The sequence below is a fragment of the Caminicella sporogenes DSM 14501 genome (assembly GCF_900142285.1).
GTDB lineage: Bacteria > Bacillota > Clostridia > Peptostreptococcales > Caminicellaceae > Caminicella > Caminicella sporogenes.
The window spans coordinates 1-18,079 of sequence record NZ_FRAJ01000026.1; the positions used below are offsets into that span (position 1 = coordinate 1).

Consider the following 18,079-nt stretch of genomic DNA (forward strand, 5'->3'; position numbering starts at 1 on the left):
AGAAGTTAAGCCCTTCAGCGCCGATGGTACTTGGTGGGAGACCGCCTGGGAGAGTAGGTCGTTGCCGGTTATAAAAATCCTCTGAGGAATTTAAAAATTCTTCAGAGGATTTTGTTTTTTTTGCTAAAAAATTCAAACAGGGGAATTAAAAATTAAGAATTAAAAGACTTTAGAGTAATAAATTTGAGTTGAGAATTAAGTTAGTTGTTAGTGTTAGTAGCAAGAGATTTTTTTTATCACTAACTACTTGCCACTTACTATTAACTATTATTCCTAAAAAATTTTAAAGTGTTTTAAAAGACTTAAAAAACTAACTTTAAAAATGCTGATAGCTGAGAGCTAAGAACTGAGAACTAATATATTTATAATTTTTAATAAGATTTTGATAAATTTACATATAAGAAATTAAATTCTTTTATGTAAATTTTTAATATTTAAGTATTGTATAATTGTTTACAAATTTTATTTGTGAAATTGAAGTTTTAATAGATATTTGGCATTGATATATAAAGAGTTTTAATAAGGAGGCAAAGTATATGAGAAGTGATTTTATAAAAAAAGGATCAAAAGGAGCTCCAGCAAGGGCATTGTTTTATGGAATGGGTTATACAAGAGAAGAAATAGATAGGCCACTTATAGGTGTAGTAAATGCTCACAATGAAATTATTGCAGGTCATATTCACTTGGATAGAGTAGCAGATGCAGTAAAAATTGGAGTAGCTATGGCTGGTGGAACGCCTATAGAGTTTCCTGTGATAGGGATATGTGATGGCATAGCTATGGGACATGAAGGTATGAAATATCCTCTTGCAAGTAGAGAATTAATTGCAGACTCTATTGAAGCTATGGCAATAGCACATGGATTTGATGGATTAGTTTTAATACCTAATTGTGATAAAATAATTCCGGGAATGCTTATGGCTGCAGCTAGATTGAATATTCCATCAATTGTAGTAAGTGGCGGACCAATGAGAGCAGGAAAATATAAAGGACAAGATATTGATTTTAGTACTTGCATTGAAAAGGTGGGAACTTATCAAAAAGGGGAATTTACAGAGGAAGAATTGGAAGAAGTTGCTAAAAGAGCTTGTCCCGGATGTGGGGCGTGTTCGGGCTTATTTACTGCCAATAGTATGAATTGCCTTACGGAAGCTTTGGGAATGGGACTGCCTTATAATGGGACAGCTATGGCTGATTCTGGGGAAAGGATAAGATTGGCAAAATATGCAGGAATGAAGATTATGGAGTGTATAGAGAAAGATATTAAACCTCTTGATATTTTGACATTAGATGCATTTAAAAATGCAATTACGGTAGATATGGCAATGGCTGGTTCTACAAATACTGTACTCCACTTAACTGCTATAGCAAATGAAGCAGGAATTAAATTAGAATTAGATTTATTTGATGAAATAAGCAGAAAAACTCCATATTTAACAAAGTTAAGTCCTAGTGGTTTACATCATATGGAAGATTTAGATTTAGCAGGTGGTATACCAGCTGTTATGAATGAACTTTTTAAAAAAGGATTGATTAATGAAAATTTAATTACAGTTACGGGATATACAGTTGGAGAAAATATTAAAGATAAAAATGTAAAAAATTATAAAGTAATACGTTCTGTAGATAATCCATACAGAAATAAAGGTGGATTAGCTATATTGAGGGGTAATTTAGCTCCAGATGGAGCAGTAGTAAAAGAATCGGCAGTAGCAAGAGAAATGTTAAGACATGAAGGACCTGCAAAAGTTTTTAATTCAGAAGAAGAAGCAGTTAAAGCTATATTTAATGGAGAGATAAAAAAGGGAGATGTAGTTGTAATAAGATATGAAGGACCTAAGGGTGGACCGGGTATGAGAGAAATGTTATCTCCAACATCTGCCATAGCGGGAATGGGATTAGACAAAGATGTTGCACTTCTTACAGATGGTAGATTTTCAGGTGCTACAAGGGGAGCAGCTATAGGACATATTTCTCCTGAAGCTATGGAAGGTGGTTTAATAGCTCTTTTAGAAGATGGAGATATAATACAAATAGATATTTCAAACAAAAAATTAGATGTGAAACTAAGTGAAGAAGAAATTAAAAGACGTAGGGAAAAATTCGTAAAGCCTAAGCCTAAAGTGACTAAGGGCTATTTAGCCAGATATGCTAAATTAGTTACTTCTGCTAATACAGGTGCAGTATTAAAATAATTTTGAATATAATCTGCCTCTACTATAAGTTTTTAAATTATATATCTATTAAAATGTTATAATAGATAAAAAGTTTAATTAGTAGAGGCGAGGTTATAAAATGGTAGATAAATATGTACTTGCAAAGGAGGATAAAGATATACAATATTTTGATTGGGGAGAAGTCTTGTGGATTCATGAACCTAAAATAGAGACTCATAGATTAAGTGCAGGTTTAGTAAAAATTTTTCCTAAAAAAAGACATGATAAACATTTTCATTTTGGAGAAGAACAGATACTATATGTAATTCAAGGCTGTGGTATACACAAAGTCAATGGAAAAGAAGAAAAAATTGAAAAAGACATGATACTTCACTGTCCACCTTATTCAGAACATGAAGTGATAAATACGGAAGATAGTGATTTGGTATTTTTAATAATTTATACGCCTTCAAAGTTTATGGAAATAAGTCAAAATATATCAATTTTAAATAGAGATGATATATTAAAAAGTATTGACATAGAGCGGTTGAAAGAAATGCAGGAAGAAATATCGAGTCTTTTAAAACTTTCAGTCGTAATTACTGATGATAAAAAGAATAACATAACAGATATTACTAATTTAAATTCTTTTTGTAAATACTGTAATAATAGAAATTGCATAAAGAAAAATTTTTATTTAAATAGTTATTCAAATGAATTAAATGAAATTTATATGTGTGAATTTAATGTTTTAAGTATTTTAGTTCCTATACTGTTAAACGAGAATATAATCGGATATTTGATATGCGGACATTTATTAATAAATAAATCTGAAAATATAAAAGAAAAAATATATTTAATGGCTAAAAATAAGGGAATAGATTATGAAAAGTTAATTATGGCGTATGATTCTATACCAATTGTTCCTAAAAGCAGGTTGTATACTTTAGGCGAATTATTAACTATATTTTCTAAATTTATTTCAAATGTAATTGAAAAAGATATTATAGAACAAAAATTGATTGAAAAAAATAATGAGATATTAGAAAAGACACAGCAAAAAATGAATTTGGAAAAAGCTTTAAATGAAGCTCATATTAAATTGCTTAAAACTAAGGTTACTTCAACCTTTAAAAAATTAAATTTTAATGAACGATTTGATTGTGAATATAAAAATAATATAAAATATCCATTAGAAATTGAAATTCAACTTGAAAAAGCAATTAAGTCTTTAAATAAAGATGAGAGTATTAAAGTTTTTAAAGATTTTATAAAACATTATGAATATGAGAATGTTTCTATAAAAAGTATGAAAGATTTTATTGATGAAATGTTTACTGTAATAATTAGGACTGTTTACAGAGAAGTTGGAGATTTGGAGATTTTATCTAAAATAAGGCAAAAGTATAAAGAAATAGTTTATAAATCTTGTGATTATTCTCAACTGTTGGATTGCGGTATAGATTTTATTGAAGAGAGTATAGGATTATTAAAGAGTATAGTTTTAGATAATTCTACTAATTTAGTTGCAAATGTAAATGAATATATAAAAAATAACTATATGAATGATTTGACGTTAAATTTTATTGCTGATGTTTTTTATATTAGTCCTAACTATTTGAGTACAATTTTTAATGAAAAAAATAATATGTCTTTAACAGATTATATTAACAAAGTTCGTGTAGAAAAGGCAAAAGAATATTTATTAGATACAGATATGAAAATTTCTGTTATTAGCAAAAAAGTGGGATATAATAATATCAGTTATTTCAGTCATATATTTAAAAAAATTACAAAATATACTCCTAGAGAATATAGATTGAAAAACAAATTATAAAAGCATAAGGCGTCATATAAAGACGCCTGTGATTTTTATATGTCTTTTAATAAATTAGCCATTTCTATAGCAGTTAATGCAGCTTCATATCCTTTATTGCCAGCTTTAGTTCCAGCTCTTTCTATAGCTTGTTCTATAGTGTCTGTGGTTAAAACTCCAAATATTACAGGTACTTCTGTATCGAGAGATACATTGGCAATTCCCTTAGAAACTTCATTAGAAACATAATCAAAATGAGGAGTAAAGCCTCTTATTACAGCACCAAGACAAATGATGGCATCATATTTTTTAGATTTCGCCATTTTTTTAGCAACTAATGGAATTTCAAAAGCCCCTGGTACCCAAGCTATTTCAATATTATCTTCTAACACACCATGTCTTTTTAATCCATCTAAAGCTCCATCAAGGAGTTTACTTCCAATAAATTCATTAAATCTTCCAATAACTATTCCAAATTTTTGGTTTTTAGAAACTAACATTCCTTCGTAAACTTTCATTTATTTTTCCTCCTTTAAAAGTTTAATATATGTCCCATTTTTTCTTTTTTAGTCATTAAGTAGTGTTCATTTATTTTATTTCTGCCTACTTCTATTGGTATTCTTTCAACTATTTTTAATCCATATCCTGACAAACCAGAAATTTTTTTTGGATTATTTGTTATTAGTTTAATATTTTTAACACCTAAATCAATGAGAATTTGAGCTCCTATTCCATAATCTCTAAGGTCATCAGGAAAACCAAGAGCTAAATTTGCTTCTACAGTATCTAAACCTTGGTCTTGAAGATGATATGCTTTAAGTTTATTTATAAGACCAATTCCTCTACCTTCCTGGCGCATGTAGAGGAGGACTCCTTTTCCCTCTTCTTCAATCATTTTTAAAGCAGCAGTAAGTTGCTTTCCACAATCGCATTTCATAGAACCAAATGCATCACCAGTGAGACATTCGGAATGAACTCTTACAAGTACAGGTTCATTTCCAGATATGTCTCCTTTTACTAAAGCTACATGATGATTTGAAGTGAGCAATTCTTCATAACCATAGATAATGAAATTTCCATATTTAGTTGGCATATTTGCTTGTGCAACTCTTTTTATCAATATTTCATTTTTTCTTCTGTATGATATTAAGTCAGCTATAGTTATTATTTTTAAATTGTGTTTTTTTGCAAAATCCATTAGTTCTGGAAGTCTAGCCATAGAACCGTCATCATTCATAATTTCACATATTACTCCAGCAGGATAAAGACCTGCTATTTTAGTTAAATCAACTGCAGCTTCAGTATGTCCAGCTCTTTTTAAAACTCCACCTTTTTTTGCAGCTAAAGGAAATATATGTCCCGGTCTTTTAAAATCTGATGGACTACACTTTTTATCTAAAACTTTTTTTATTGTATAAGCACGTTCAAATGCAGATATTCCAGTAGTAGTTTCTTTAGCATCAATTGAAACTGTAAATGCAGTATGATGTGTATCCGTATTTTCACTTACCATTTGAGGAATATTTAATTCTTCAAGTCTTTCAGGAATTATTGGCATACATATAAGACCTCTTGCATATTTAGCCATGAAATTTATTGCTTCAGGAGTAACTTTTTCTGCTGCTATAACTAAGTCACCTTCATTTTCTCTATCTTCATCATCAACAACAATAATCATTTTACCTTTTTTTATGTCTTCAATAGCCTCTTGTATAGTATTAAATTTCATAAAAATAAGCACCTCCGCTCAATTATAAGAATCCATGTTTTGATAAAAATTCCATATTAATACTATTTGATTTGTTATCTGCAACATTATTATGATTTAAAAGTTTTTCAATATATTTTCCAACTATATCACATTCTAGATTAACTTCGTCTCCAATTGATTTATGAAGGAGAGTTGTAACTACCTTAGTATGTGGAATTATTGAGACTTTAAATATGCTGTTATCTATATAAGCTACAGTTAAACTGATACCATCTACAGTAATAGAACCTTTGTATATGATGTATTTAAGTATTTCCGGAGTAGTTTTTATAGTGACCCATACGGCATTATCTTCTTTATCAAAAGATAGTATAGTACCTGTGCCATCTATGTGTCCGCTAACTATGTGGCCGCCCAATCTATCTCCTAATTTGAGAGATCTTTCGAGATTGACTTTGTTTCCGGGAACTAACTTTTTTAAATTACTTTTTCTCATTGTTTCAGCCATAACATCTACAGAAAAGCTATTATCATTAAAATCAGTAACGGTTAAACAGACTCCATTAGTACATATACTGTCTCCTATTTTTATATCTTCAAGTATTTTTTTTGCTTTTATTACTATTTTTGCTGATTTACTTCCTTTTATCACTGACTGAACAACTCCTATTTCTTCTACAAGACCTGTAAACAAAGGAAAACCTCCCTTTTAACATTTACAATTTAGAATGTAAAGCTAGTGTTGACATATCCTTCAATCATAATGTCATCTTCAAAAGTTTTAATTGAAATGTTCTTGATAGAAAAACTGTCCTTTACTAGAGAAGCACCATCTCCTTCTACAGCTGTTTTAGCTAAATAGCCTCCAATTATTTTGGGTGCTATAAAAAAATTAATTTTGTCAACTATTCCTGTTTTTAAAGCTGAATAGTTAAGTGTACCTCCACCTTCTAAAAGAACACTGTCTATACCCATTTGACCTAAATTTTCCATAAGTTTTTTTAAGTCTACACGATTATCTTTGGTTGGTATTATCAATACATCTACACCTTTTTCTTTCAGCTTATCTATTTTTTCCTCAGGGGCTAAATTTGTTGTGGCTATTATAGTTTTTGCCTTTGATATAGTTTTTACGACTTTTGAATCTAATGGGATTTTACAATTAGTATCTACAATTATTCTTATAGGATTTTTTGCTTTGAAGTTAGGGATTCTGGCTGTGAGAAGTGGGTCATCGATTAAAATAGTGTTTATACCGACCATAATTGCTGAATATTTATGACGCAATTTATGTACGTATTGTCTTGAAAATTTGTTTGTAATCCATTTTGAGTCTGAAAATTTAGTTGCTATTTTTCCATCTAAGCTCATAGCAGATTTCATGAGGCAGAAAGGAATTTTTTTTGTAATATATTTAATAAAAATTTCATTTAATTTTTTTGCTTTGTCTTCTAAAATACCGGTTATTACTTCAATACCGTTATCTTTTAGTTTTTTAACTCCTCTTCCAGATACTAAAGGATTTGGGTCGAGCATTGATATGACAACTTTTTTTATACCGCTTTTTATTATTGCATCTGTGCAGGGAGGAGTTTTACCAAAATGAGAACAAGGTTCTAAAGTTACATACATAGTAGCACCTTCAGGGCTATCTATAATGGAATTTAATGCTTCGACTTCAGCATGATTTCCACCGAAATATTTATGGTAGCCTTCACCTATGATAGTATTATTTTTTACAATAACGGCACCAACCATTGGATTTGGATTTACAAAACCTTCTCCCTTTTTAGCTAGTTGAAAAGCTCTTTCCATAAATTTTGTGTTCATAAGATTAACCTCCAAAATTATTTTAATTCATGCTTTAGGTTAATAGTTTTAAATAAAAATAAAAGCCCTGATAATCATAGTATCAGGGCTTGAAAATCATATATATAAAACAATTGAAGTAATATATTTTATTATTTTTTAAAATATAATTCCTTCTCCCATCCAGACTATACTGTCGGCCCTGGAATTTCACCAGGTCAGCCATTTTATGGCTCGCGGGCTGTACCGCCGGTCGGGAATTTCACCCTGCCCTGAAGGATTTATTATTTATTTTTATATAAAGCTTAACATTTTATTTGTTTAAAAGTCAAGTAGTATATGATTTCTTTTTAAAATTAAAAGGTTTATATTTTTTTAGCAAATTCAAATCCTAATAGAACTGCTGTAAATCCTACAAAAAGATTTAAAAATACATTTATTAGTGCTAGTCTATAATCTGACTGTCTTATTAGGTTAATGGTTTCGTAAGAAAAAGTTGAAAAAGTAGTTAATGCTCCCATCATACCAGTTCCTAATAGGAGTTTTGTATTTAAGCTTAATTTTGTTATTTCATTGCCATATACAGTTAAAAAGCCGAGAATAAAGCATCCTAAAATATTGACAATTAAAGTTCCATGAGGAAATTTATTTCCAAATAGTGTTTGTGTCCAAAAAGTAATCCAATATCTAAAATTACTGCCTATAAATCCACCTATTCCTAGAGCTAATATCTTTTGTAACATTTTGACCTCCGATTTTTTAATAATATATTATTTGTAAATATATTATAAAACAATTTTAAGATATTTTATCAAATAAATTTATTTTTTGTTATTTTAGATTAGAGTATATTAAATTTTTCTTAAAAGAAATAAAATTTATATACAATAAAGAAATAAGTGATAGACTGTTAATATAGGGTATATTTATATATAGGGTATTATATATAAATTAGAATAGAATTTCAATAAAAATAAAATTGAAAGGGGGCTGAAGAGGATTTTTGATTTTAATATTTCCTATCCAATTTTGTGGATAATTGTAGCGGTTATATTTGGAATAATAGAGGCTCTTACGTTAGGACTTACAACAATATGGTTTGCAGCAGGAGCATTAGTAGCAATGATTAGTGCATTAATTAATTTGCCATTTATAGTTCAAATATTGATATTTTTGATTTCTGCAGGAGTATTTCTCTATTATACAAGACCTATTGCAAAGGAATATCTTAAAATAGGTGCTACAAAGACAAATGTAAATAGCATTATAGGAAAGACAGGTATAGTTACAAAGAAGATATTACCTTATAATACTGGGCAAGTTAAAGTTTCTGGGCAAATATGGACTGCAAAATCTATTGATGATAAAGAAATAGATGAAAATTTGGAGATAGAAGTGGTAAGAGTAGAAGGGGTAAAGTTAATAGTAAAGAAGATTTCATAAATATAAAATATTTAAGGGAGGTTTTTAGGTTGGGTACGTTAATAATTCCGATTTTACTTATAATTATTGCCATTTTTTTAGTTGTTTCAAATATTCGAATTGTTCCTCAAGCACATGCTTATGTTATTGAGAGATTAGGAGCTTATCAAGCTACATGGGATGTTGGATTGCATGTAAAAATTCCTTTGATAGATAGAGTTGCCAAAAAAGTTTCTTTAAAGGAAAGAGTAGTAGATTTTCCACCACAGCCAGTTATTACTAAAGATAATGTTACAATGCAGATTGATACGGTAGTTTATTTTCAAATTACTGACCCTAAATTATATACATATGGTGTAGATAATCCTATAGCAGCTATAGAAAATTTAACAGCTACTACGCTTAGAAATATAATAGGAGAGCTGGAGTTAGATGAAACTTTAACTAGTAGAGATATTATAAATACTAAAATGAGAAGTATATTAGATGAAGCAACTGACCCATGGGGAATAAAGGTAAATCGTGTTGAAGTTAAGAATATAATTCCACCAGCAGATATTCAAGAAGCTATGGAAAAACAAATGAGAGCTGAAAGAGAGAGAAGAGAAGCAATCTTAAAAGCAGAAGGAGAAAAGAAATCAGCAATCCTTATAGCAGAAGGTAAAAAAGAATCAGCAATTCTTGAAGCCGAGGCTGAAAAACAGGCAGCTATACTTAGAGCTGAAGCTAAAAAGGAAGCTGCTATCAGAGAAGCAGAAGGTCAAGCTGAAGCTATTTTAAAAGTACAGGAAGCTACTGCTGAAGGTTTAAAAATGTTAAAAGCAGCTGCACCAAGTAAAGAAGTTATTTCTCTTAAGAGTTTAGAGGCATTGGCTAAAGTTGCAGATGGTAAGGCAACAAAAATAATAATACCGTCAGAAATTCAAACTTTAGCTGGACTTGCAACTTCACTTTCTGAGATAATAAAGAATGGCGAAGAAAAAAATTAAAATGGAAATTTGGGAGTAGTATTTTTCTACTCTCTTTTTTTATCTAGACATAAGTACGAATTTAATTTATAATATTCTTGCATACTTCCGACTGACTGGTCAGTAGGAATATAAAAAAATTAGGAGGGTAAGGATAATGAAAAAAGCTATAATATTATTTTTAGCAATATTTTTAGTAGTTGGGTTAAGCAGTTGTGGTAAAAAAGCTAAAGAACCCGTAGTGAAAGTTAAAATACAGAAGGAAGTTGAGCCTGTAGAGGTAGAAAAAGTAGCTAAAAGAGATATAGCAATTTCTTATACTTTATCAGGAAAGCTAAGCGGAGTAGAAGATGTTGTGATAATGTCTGAAATTTCATTTCCTACTAAGGTGAAGAAAGTGAATGTCAAACTTGGAGATAAAGTTTCCAAAGGGCAAGTACTTTTTATGTTAGATGATGAAGATATAAGAAAACAAATTGAAAAAGCAAAAGCAGCTTATGAATTGGCAAATAGAAATTTAGAGAGTCAGAGAGAACAAATAGAAAATGCCAAAATAAATTTTGATAGAATAAAAAAACTTTATAAAGAAGGAGCCGTATCAAAGCAGCAATATGAGCAAGCAAAACTCAAAGCATCAGATAAATTGATAGAAGTTCTTAAGGCTCAAGTTAATCAAGCTAAAGTGTCATTAGATCAGGCATATTCTCAGCTTGAAAAAACGATAGTCAAATCTCCTATAAATGGTTATGCTGCTGCTATTAATGTTCAAGAAAATGAATTTATTACAAGCAGTCAGCCTGCTATGAGAATAGTAAATACAGATAAGCTGACAGTGAATTTTGGAGTTTCAGAAAATATTATAAATAAAATAAAAAAGAATATGGAAGTGAATGTCAAGGTACAAGTAGCTACGGATAAAATTTTAAAGGGAATTGTAAAAGCTGTCAGTCCTATACCAGATGATAGAGCTGGTATTTATCCTGTTGAAGTTGAAATAGATAATAAAGATGGACTTATAAAACCCGGAATGTTTGCAGAAATAACATTTGATATTGAAAAAGCGGAAAAAGTACTTTCTGTTCCAAGTGAGGCAGTGAAAGATATTGATGGGAAAAAGTATGTATATGTAGTCATTAATGATGTAGCAATGCTTAAGGAAGTTGAAATTGGCATTGAAAATGGTAAATTTACTCAAATAATTAGTGGATTAACAGAAAATGATAAGGTAATAGTAAAAGGTCAAGATTATATTGAAAATGGTCAGAAAGTCGCAATTGTAAGAGGTGAAAAATAATGAAAATATCTAATATGGCAGTTAAGCGACCTGTAACTATTTTAATGATGGTGCTTATTATTTTAACCCTTGGAGTAGTTTCTTTTTCTAAACTTCAAGTAGATTTATATCCAAAGATAGAAGTTCCAGTAGCAATAGTAATGACTGAATATGATGGTGTAGGGCCAGAAGAGATAGAAAATCTCATAACGAAACCATTAGAGCAGAGTTTAAGTACAGTTAGTAATATAAAAAATATAAAATCTATATCGAGTGAAGGAATGTCTATAGTAGTTGTCGAGTTTAATTTTGGAGTAGATATGGATTTTGCATCTCTTGAGATGAGAGAAAAAGTAGACCTTGTTAAAAGATTACTACCAGATGATGCAGGAAGTCCTATGGTTATGAAGATAGACCCAAATGCATTTCCAATAATTCAGATTGCTTTTTCAAATGGTGGAGATTTAACAAAGCTTCAAAATTTAATAGAAGATAAAATACAAAATCGTATAGAGAGAATAGAAGGTGTAGCTTCAGTTAATATTTCTGGTGGATATGAAGATGAAATAAGAATTAAAGTATCTCAAGAAAAATTAAATGGATATGGAATATCTTTATCACAAATAGCTAATATAATCAGAAATGAAAATTTAAACCTTCCCGGTGGAGAAGTTTATAGTGGAGATAGAGAGCTTCTTTTAAGAACTACTGGAGAGTTTGAAAGCATTGAAGAAATAAAAAATCTACCTATTGTCCTTCCTTCAGGTGGAGTAATATATTTAAAAGATATAGCTCAAATTAAACTTTGTAAAAAAGATGTTAAAACTATAAATAGAATGAATGGCAAACCATCTATAAATATGTCTATTCAAAAAGAATCGAATGCAAATATAGTTTTAGTAGCTAAAAAAGTCAATAAAGAAATTGAAAAAATAAAAAAAGAGTTTCCAAATTTGACAATCAAAACGATAATAGACACATCTGAATATATAAATGATGCTATCAGTAATACATCACAAAATGCAATATTAGGTGGTATATTAGCAGTATTTATACTTTATTTGTTTTTAAGAAATATAAGAAGTACGTTTATTATAGCAACTTCTATACCAATTTCCATTATAGCAACATTTACGATAATGTATTTTTCAGGCATTACTATTAACTTGATGACACTTGGAGGATTGGCACTTGGAATAGGTATGCTTGTAGATAATGCTATAGTTGTGCTTGAAAATATTTATAGATTCAGAGAAGAAGGGTATTCAAGAGTTGAAGCAGCAAAATTGGGTGCAGAAGAAGTTGGAATGGCTGTATTAGTTTCAACTCTTACGACTATTGCTGTATTTTTGCCTATAGTCTTTACAGAGGGAATTGCATCTACACTTTTTAGAGATTTAGCGTTAACAGTTACATTTTCACTTTTATCTTCGCTTTTAGTATCAATTACTTTAGTTCCTATGTTAGCCTCAAAGATACTAAGGGTTGAAGAAAAACATAGTAGAAGAAAATTTGGATTTCTTACAAAGATTTTTGATATAGTGCAGTATTTCTTTGAAATTTTAGAAAAAATGTATAGAAGAATACTGAAATTTTCTATTTATCATAGAAAAACTATAATATTTATTGTATTGGGGTTATTTGTTCTTTCGATGACATCTTTTCCTTTTATAGGTAAAGAATTTTTTCCGGTTATGGATGAAGGAATAGTTAGAATACAAATTGAGCTTCCAACAGGTTCAAGTTTAGAAGATACAGATAAAATTGCTAAAGAAATAGAAGAAAAAATAAAGAGTATAGGAGAAATAGATAGTGCAAATTTTTCAATCGGTGGAGGGAGTAATTTAAGGCTTATAGATAGTGCTGGAGAAAATGTAGCTAATGTAGATGTAATACTTGTAGATTTAAAATCAAGAGAAAAATCTGCTAATGAAGTGGCTGATGAAATAAGAGAATTTACAAAAAATATACCCGGTGCTAAAATAGAAGTTACTGCTTCTTCAGGCGAAGAAGGTATGGGTGGAGGAACACCTATATCTATTGAGATAAGAGGGGATGACCTTAATGTACTAAAAAAAGTATCTGATGATTTTATAGAAATAGTTAAAAGTGTTGAAGGAACAAGAGAAGTAAAATCAAGTTTTGAAGAAGGTAAACCAGAAGTTAGAATTAAATTAAAAAGAAAGATAGCATCAAATTATGGTTTAACAGCTGGTCAAGTTGCTTTTTCAGTGAAATCTTTTGTATCAGGTACTGTTGCTACAAAATATAAATATAATGGAACGGAGATAGATGTTAAAATAATTGGAGATGAAAAAGCAAAAGAAAGTTTATATAATTTAGAAAATTTGTTAATTGCAACACCTTTAGGAGTAAATATACCATTAGGGCAGGTAGCTGAATTTGAAATAGTAAAAGGACCTGTTACAATAAACAGAGATGACCAAGTAAGAACTGTTACTATTACAAGTCAAATATCTGGGAGAGATTTAGGTACTATATCAAAAGAGATAAATGAAAAACTACAAAATTATAAAATGCCAAAAGGTTATGAGTATAAATTTGGTGGAGAAAGAGAAGAAATGATTAAGGCATTTAAAGATTTAGCACTGGCTCTTTTATTAGCAATTTTGCTAGTATATATGATTATGGCTTCTCAATTTGAATCTCTGTTAAATCCTTTTATCATTATGTTTATAGTGCCTCTAGCAGTAGCAGGTGGATTAATAGGATTATTTATTACAAGGAGAACTTTAAGTGTTCCATCAATAATAGGTATTATAATGTTAGTTGGGATAGTTGTTAATAATGCCATAGTATTAATTGATTATATTAATGTGCTTAGAAAAAGAGGTATAAGTAGAGATAAGGCAGTTCTTAAAGCAGGACCTACGAGATTAAGACCGATACTTATGACGACTTTAACTACAGTTTTAGGACTATTGCCTTTAGCTTTGGGAATTGGAGAAGGGGCAGAAGCTCAAGCACCATTAGCTACTGTGGTAATATTTGGTTTGATGCTTTCTACACTGTTAACTCTTATATTTATACCTGTTCTTTATATCTCTTTTGATAACTTTATAAATAAAATAAAGAAAATGTTTAGAAGAAAAAAAGATATTGAAGTTATTTAGAATTAGTTGCAGCAATTTAGTTTTTGGAGGGAGTTTAATTGAATAATCGTGAAGAAAAAAGGAGAGATATTTTAATTGCAGCATTCAAAATTTTTGGAAGAGACGGTTTTTATAAGGCAAAGGTTAGTGATATAGCTAAAGAAGCAAATGTTGGGAAAGGTACGATATATGAGTATTTTGAAAGTAAAGAAAATGTATTTGAAGAAATGGTTAAGTTTGGAATAGAACAGTATTTAAAGAAGGTTACACTTTTGATTTATGAAGAAGATGATGTAATAGAAAAATTAAAGAAATATGTTTTAGCAGAAAAGGAAATGATGATTGAATATGGAAATATAGCAAATATATTTTTTCAAGAGGCAGATAAAATAGGGAAAGAAGTAAGAGAAATAGTTATAAAAGCAAGAAACAGGAAATTATCTTTAATAGAAGATATAGTTAAAGAAGGTATAAAGAAAGAAATTTTTAAGAATATTGATGCTTATCTTTTTTCTTTAGCTTTTATAGGAGGAGTTCATCAATTTTTAGTAGACGAAATACGTTTTTTTGCTTCAAATAAGAAAGTATATACCATAGAAGATTTTATTAATTTATTTTTAAATGGAATAAAGAAATAGATAAAAATTGCCTACAATTTAAATTTGTAGGCAATTTTTATCTATTGAGTATTAATAATTTTGAATAGGTCTTTGAAAATGTATGAATTTTATGATACCATTAAATATTAATAAAACAAAAGCTATATTAAATTATTAGGCGGAATTACAAATTATACTTGATTATTTTTTGTCATATAAATTTTATATTGAGTGTAAAATATAAAAACTAACTAATACCAAGTTTTACAATTATTTTTTAAATTAATGGTAAAATATATAATGAATATAAAAAAACTGTATAGGGAGGAATAAGATTATGAAAAAAGATGGTGAAAGTAATACTAGTTTATCTTCAAATTTTATACATAACATTATAGATAAAGATATTGAAGAAGGTGTTTATAACGGTAGAGTTCATACTCGCTTTCCACCAGAACCTAATGGATATTTACATATAGGGCATGCTAAAGCTATTTGTATAGATTTTGGAACAGCTGAAAAGTATAATGGTCTTTGCAATTTAAGATTTGATGATACAAATCCGACTAAAGAAGATGTTGAATATGTAGAATCTATTAAAGAAGATGTAAGATGGCTTGGATTTGATTGGGGAGACCGTTTATACTATGCATCAGATTATTTTGATAAGTTTTATGAATATGCTGTAAAACTTATTAAAAAAGGAAAAGCTTATGTTTGTGATTTAAGTCCAGAAGAAATAAGGCAGTATCGCGGAACATTAACTCAGCCGGGAAAAGAGAGTCCCTATCGAAATCGTTCAGTAGAGGAGAATTTAGATTTATTTGAAAGAATGAAAAATGGTGAATTTGAAGAAGGTTCTAGAGTACTTAGAGCAAAGATAGATATGGCATCACCAAATCTAAATATGAGAGACCCTGTACTTTATAGAATACAGTATGCAACTCACCATAGAACAGGAGATAAATGGTGTATTTATCCTATGTATGATTATGCTCATCCGTTAGAAGATGCTATAGAGGGAATAACTCATTCGCTATGCACATTGGAATTTGAAGACCATAGACCATTGTACGATTGGGTGCTTAGAGAATGTGAAATAGAAAATCCACCAAAACAAATTGAGTTTGCAAGATTGAATTTAACAGGCACTGTTATGAGTAAAAGAAAGCTTAAACAGCTTGTTGAAGAAGGATATGTTGATGGTTGGGATGACCCACGTATGCCTACAATATCAGGGTTAAGAAGACGTGGATATACTCCAGAAGCTATAAAAGATTTTATAGAGCGTGTAGGAGTTTCTAAGAGCAATAGTGTAGTGGATATGTCAATGCTTGAACATTGTATAAGAGAAGATTTAAAATTAAAAGTACCTCGTGTAATGGGTGTACTTCGCCCATTAAAAGTGGTTATTACAAATTATCCTGAAGGGCAAGTAGAATGGTTAGAGGCAGAAGTTAATCAAGAAAATTCAGAAATGGGTACTAAAAAAATACCATTTTCACGTATTGTTTATATAGAACAAGATGATTTTATGGAAAATCCGCCTAAAAAATATAAAAGACTTTCTCCGGGAGTAGAAGTAAGATTAAAAAATGCATATTTCATCAAATGTGAAGAAGTAATAAAAGATGAAAAAACTGGAGAAATTATTGAATTGCATTGTACTTATGATCCAAAAACAAAAAGTGGTACAGGTTTTAATGAGCGTAAACCAAAGGGTACTATTCATTGGGTTTCTGCCGAACATGCAGTAAAAGCAGAAGTTCGATTGTATGATAGACTTTTATTAGATGTAGATGAAGATGATGAAAAATCAGATTGGAAGGATAAATTAAATCCAAATTCATTAGAAATATTGACAGATTGTTATTTAGAACCATTTGTAGCAAAAGGAAAACCGGGAGATAAGTATCAATTTTTAAGACATGGTTATTTTTCAATTGATCCTATCAATACAACAGAAAATAAATTAGTTTTTAATAGAATAGTAGCTTTACGTGATTCATGGAAAAAAATTTCAAGTAAAAAATAATAGAGAAATTAACAAAAAAGCCTTAATCAAATATTTTAGTTTGATTAGGGCTTTATAAATTTACGTTGTTTTTTAAAATCTATTATAAATATTGGGTAGTTTATCAAGTTTTCAGCGTATATTTATAATTTTAGGTTCGAGAAATTTTGTTTTTTTATTTTCAGTTTTTTAAGTTCATTCGTTATAACTTCCTTACATAACAAAATTTCAAAATAATATAATATGTTTTTTATATTTTTAGATAAAGTTAAGACTGATAAAAAAGTGATTAATTTAATAAGTATTATTTTATTGTATTTTGTAATAAATTCCATCAAAAAAAATCAAAAAAAATAAAAAAATTGTCTAGACAAAAATAAAAAGTTGTGGTAAGATAATTCTTGTCGATGCGACAAGGTAATATTCCAGAGTAGCTCAATGGTGGAGCACCCGGCTGTTAACCGGTAGGTTGTGGGTTCGAGTCCCACCTCTGGAGCCAATAAGGCCCCTTGGTCAAGTGGTTAAGACACCGCCCTTTCACGGCGGTAACAGGGGTTCGAATCCCCTAGGGGTCACCAAACGGGCGCATAGCTCAGCTGGGAGAGCACCTGCCTTACAAGCAGGGGGTCATAGGTTCAAGTCCTATTGCGCCCACCAGATTCAATCAATAATTGAAAATTGAGAATTGGTAATTGAGAAGAATTTAATATAATATTTAATTCTTAATTTGTATTTGATTTGGCCCGGTAGTTCAGTTGGTTAGAACGCTAGCCTGTCACGCTAGAGGCCGAGGGTTCGAGTCCCTTCCGGGTCGCCAATCTAATAATTAATAGTTAATAGTGAATAATGAATAGATATTAGAAGAGCTTAAAATCATTTGATGATTTGTTGTTTTTTAATTATTAATTATTCATTATTCATTATTAATTATTCATTGTATTATTTGTGCTGGCGTAGCTCAATTGGTAGAGCAGCTGACTTGTAATCAGCAGGTTGCGGGTTCGAGTCCCATCGCCAGCTCCACTATGCATGCGGGTGTGGCGGAATTGGCAGACGCGCTAGACTTAGGATCTAGTGCCTTGTGCGTGGGGGTTCAAGTCCCTCCACCCGCACCAATGTTAATGCGGTAGTGGCTCAGTGGTAGAGCATCGCCTTGCCAAGGCGAGGGTCGAGGGTTCGAATCCCTTCTACCGCTCCA

Annotated in this window: 13 protein-coding genes, 7 tRNA genes, 1 rRNA gene and 1 riboswitch; of the genes, 16 read left to right on the forward strand and 5 right to left on the reverse strand. The window is 30.1% G+C overall.

The features are described 5' to 3' along the window. From rrf to BUA90_RS11415, 3 genes are all read left to right on the forward strand, one after another. Positions 1-70 (forward strand): 5S ribosomal RNA (rrf, locus tag BUA90_RS11405); the annotation flags it as partial. Positions 71-536: 466 nt separating this feature from the next. Next, positions 537-2,195, forward strand: coding sequence for a dihydroxy-acid dehydratase (ilvD, locus tag BUA90_RS11410; protein ID WP_072968710.1), 1,659 nt, complete (start codon positions 537-539; stop codon positions 2,193-2,195). Between the two features lie 100 nt (positions 2,196-2,295). After that, positions 2,296-3,993 (forward strand): PocR ligand-binding domain-containing protein, encoded by a 1,698-nt coding sequence (locus BUA90_RS11415; RefSeq protein ID WP_072968711.1) that lies wholly within the window; start codon positions 2,296-2,298, stop codon positions 3,991-3,993. A gap of 35 nt (positions 3,994-4,028) precedes the next feature. On the opposite strand, the gene ribH is transcribed toward BUA90_RS11415, so the two are convergent. The 5 genes from ribH to crcB all read right to left on the reverse strand — a co-directional run bounded on the left by ribH (position 4,029) and on the right by crcB (position 8,235). After that, positions 4,029-4,490 carry a 6,7-dimethyl-8-ribityllumazine synthase gene (ribH, locus tag BUA90_RS11420; protein ID WP_072968713.1) on the reverse strand — a complete coding sequence of 154 codons (462 nt, stop codon included), beginning with the start codon at positions 4,488-4,490 and terminating at the stop codon, positions 4,029-4,031. A gap of 14 nt (positions 4,491-4,504) precedes the next feature. After that, positions 4,505-5,701, reverse strand: a complete 1,197-nt coding sequence (locus tag BUA90_RS11425; protein ID WP_072968715.1) for a bifunctional 3,4-dihydroxy-2-butanone-4-phosphate synthase/GTP cyclohydrolase II — start codon at positions 5,699-5,701, stop codon at positions 4,505-4,507. Between the two features lie 22 nt (positions 5,702-5,723). Continuing rightward, a complete protein-coding gene (locus BUA90_RS11430) occupies positions 5,724-6,377 on the reverse strand; it encodes a riboflavin synthase (protein ID WP_072968716.1) in 654 nt (217 codons plus the stop codon). Between the two features lie 29 nt (positions 6,378-6,406). Beyond that, positions 6,407-7,513, reverse strand: a complete 1,107-nt coding sequence (gene ribD / locus BUA90_RS11435) for a bifunctional diaminohydroxyphosphoribosylaminopyrimidine deaminase/5-amino-6-(5-phosphoribosylamino)uracil reductase RibD (RefSeq protein ID WP_072968718.1) — start codon at positions 7,511-7,513, stop codon at positions 6,407-6,409. A 146-nt stretch (positions 7,514-7,659) separates the two neighbouring features. Beyond that, a riboswitch (FMN riboswitch) is annotated at positions 7,660-7,776 on the reverse strand. Positions 7,777-7,857: 81 nt separating this feature from the next. Continuing rightward, positions 7,858-8,235, reverse strand: coding sequence for a fluoride efflux transporter CrcB (crcB, locus tag BUA90_RS11440; RefSeq protein WP_072968720.1), 378 nt, complete (start codon positions 8,233-8,235; stop codon positions 7,858-7,860). Between the two features lie 286 nt (positions 8,236-8,521). Here crcB and BUA90_RS11445 point away from each other — a divergent pair, with 286 nt between their 5' ends. The 13 genes from BUA90_RS11445 to BUA90_RS11505 all read left to right on the forward strand — a co-directional run bounded on the left by BUA90_RS11445 (position 8,522) and on the right by BUA90_RS11505 (position 18,079). Further along, entirely contained in the window at positions 8,522-8,935 is a 414-nt protein-coding gene (locus BUA90_RS11445) for an NfeD family protein (protein WP_159430030.1), read from the forward strand. Between the two features lie 29 nt (positions 8,936-8,964). Next, on the forward strand, positions 8,965-9,903 hold the full coding sequence (locus BUA90_RS11450) for an SPFH domain-containing protein (RefSeq protein ID WP_072968724.1): 939 nt from the start codon (positions 8,965-8,967) through the stop codon (positions 9,901-9,903). A 136-nt stretch (positions 9,904-10,039) separates the two neighbouring features. Continuing rightward, positions 10,040-11,176 (forward strand): efflux RND transporter periplasmic adaptor subunit, encoded by a 1,137-nt coding sequence (locus tag BUA90_RS11455; RefSeq protein WP_072968726.1) that lies wholly within the window; start codon positions 10,040-10,042, stop codon positions 11,174-11,176. Further along, positions 11,176-14,289, forward strand: a complete 3,114-nt coding sequence (locus tag BUA90_RS11460; RefSeq protein ID WP_072968728.1) for an efflux RND transporter permease subunit — start codon at positions 11,176-11,178, stop codon at positions 14,287-14,289. Before BUA90_RS11455 ends, BUA90_RS11460 begins: the two co-directional genes overlap by 1 nt. A 38-nt stretch (positions 14,290-14,327) precedes the next feature. Further along, positions 14,328-14,906, forward strand: a complete 579-nt coding sequence (locus tag BUA90_RS11465; RefSeq protein WP_072968729.1) for a TetR/AcrR family transcriptional regulator — start codon at positions 14,328-14,330, stop codon at positions 14,904-14,906. A gap of 298 nt (positions 14,907-15,204) precedes the next feature. Then, positions 15,205-16,902 (forward strand): glutamine--tRNA ligase/YqeY domain fusion protein, encoded by a 1,698-nt coding sequence (locus BUA90_RS11470; RefSeq protein ID WP_072968732.1) that lies wholly within the window; start codon positions 15,205-15,207, stop codon positions 16,900-16,902. 403 nt (positions 16,903-17,305) lie between these two features. Then, positions 17,306-17,380, forward strand: a tRNA-Asn gene (locus tag BUA90_RS11475). 4 nt (positions 17,381-17,384) lie between these two features. Next, a tRNA-Glu gene (locus tag BUA90_RS11480) sits at positions 17,385-17,459 on the forward strand. 3 nt (positions 17,460-17,462) lie between these two features. Beyond that, a tRNA-Val gene (locus tag BUA90_RS11485) sits at positions 17,463-17,538 on the forward strand. Positions 17,539-17,621: 83 nt separating this feature from the next. Continuing rightward, positions 17,622-17,698 (forward strand) — tRNA-Asp (locus tag BUA90_RS11490). A gap of 130 nt (positions 17,699-17,828) precedes the next feature. Next, positions 17,829-17,904 (forward strand) — tRNA-Thr (locus tag BUA90_RS11495). A gap of 8 nt (positions 17,905-17,912) precedes the next feature. Further along, a tRNA-Leu gene (locus BUA90_RS11500) sits at positions 17,913-17,996 on the forward strand. Positions 17,997-18,004: 8 nt separating this feature from the next. Continuing rightward, positions 18,005-18,079, forward strand: a tRNA-Gly gene (locus tag BUA90_RS11505).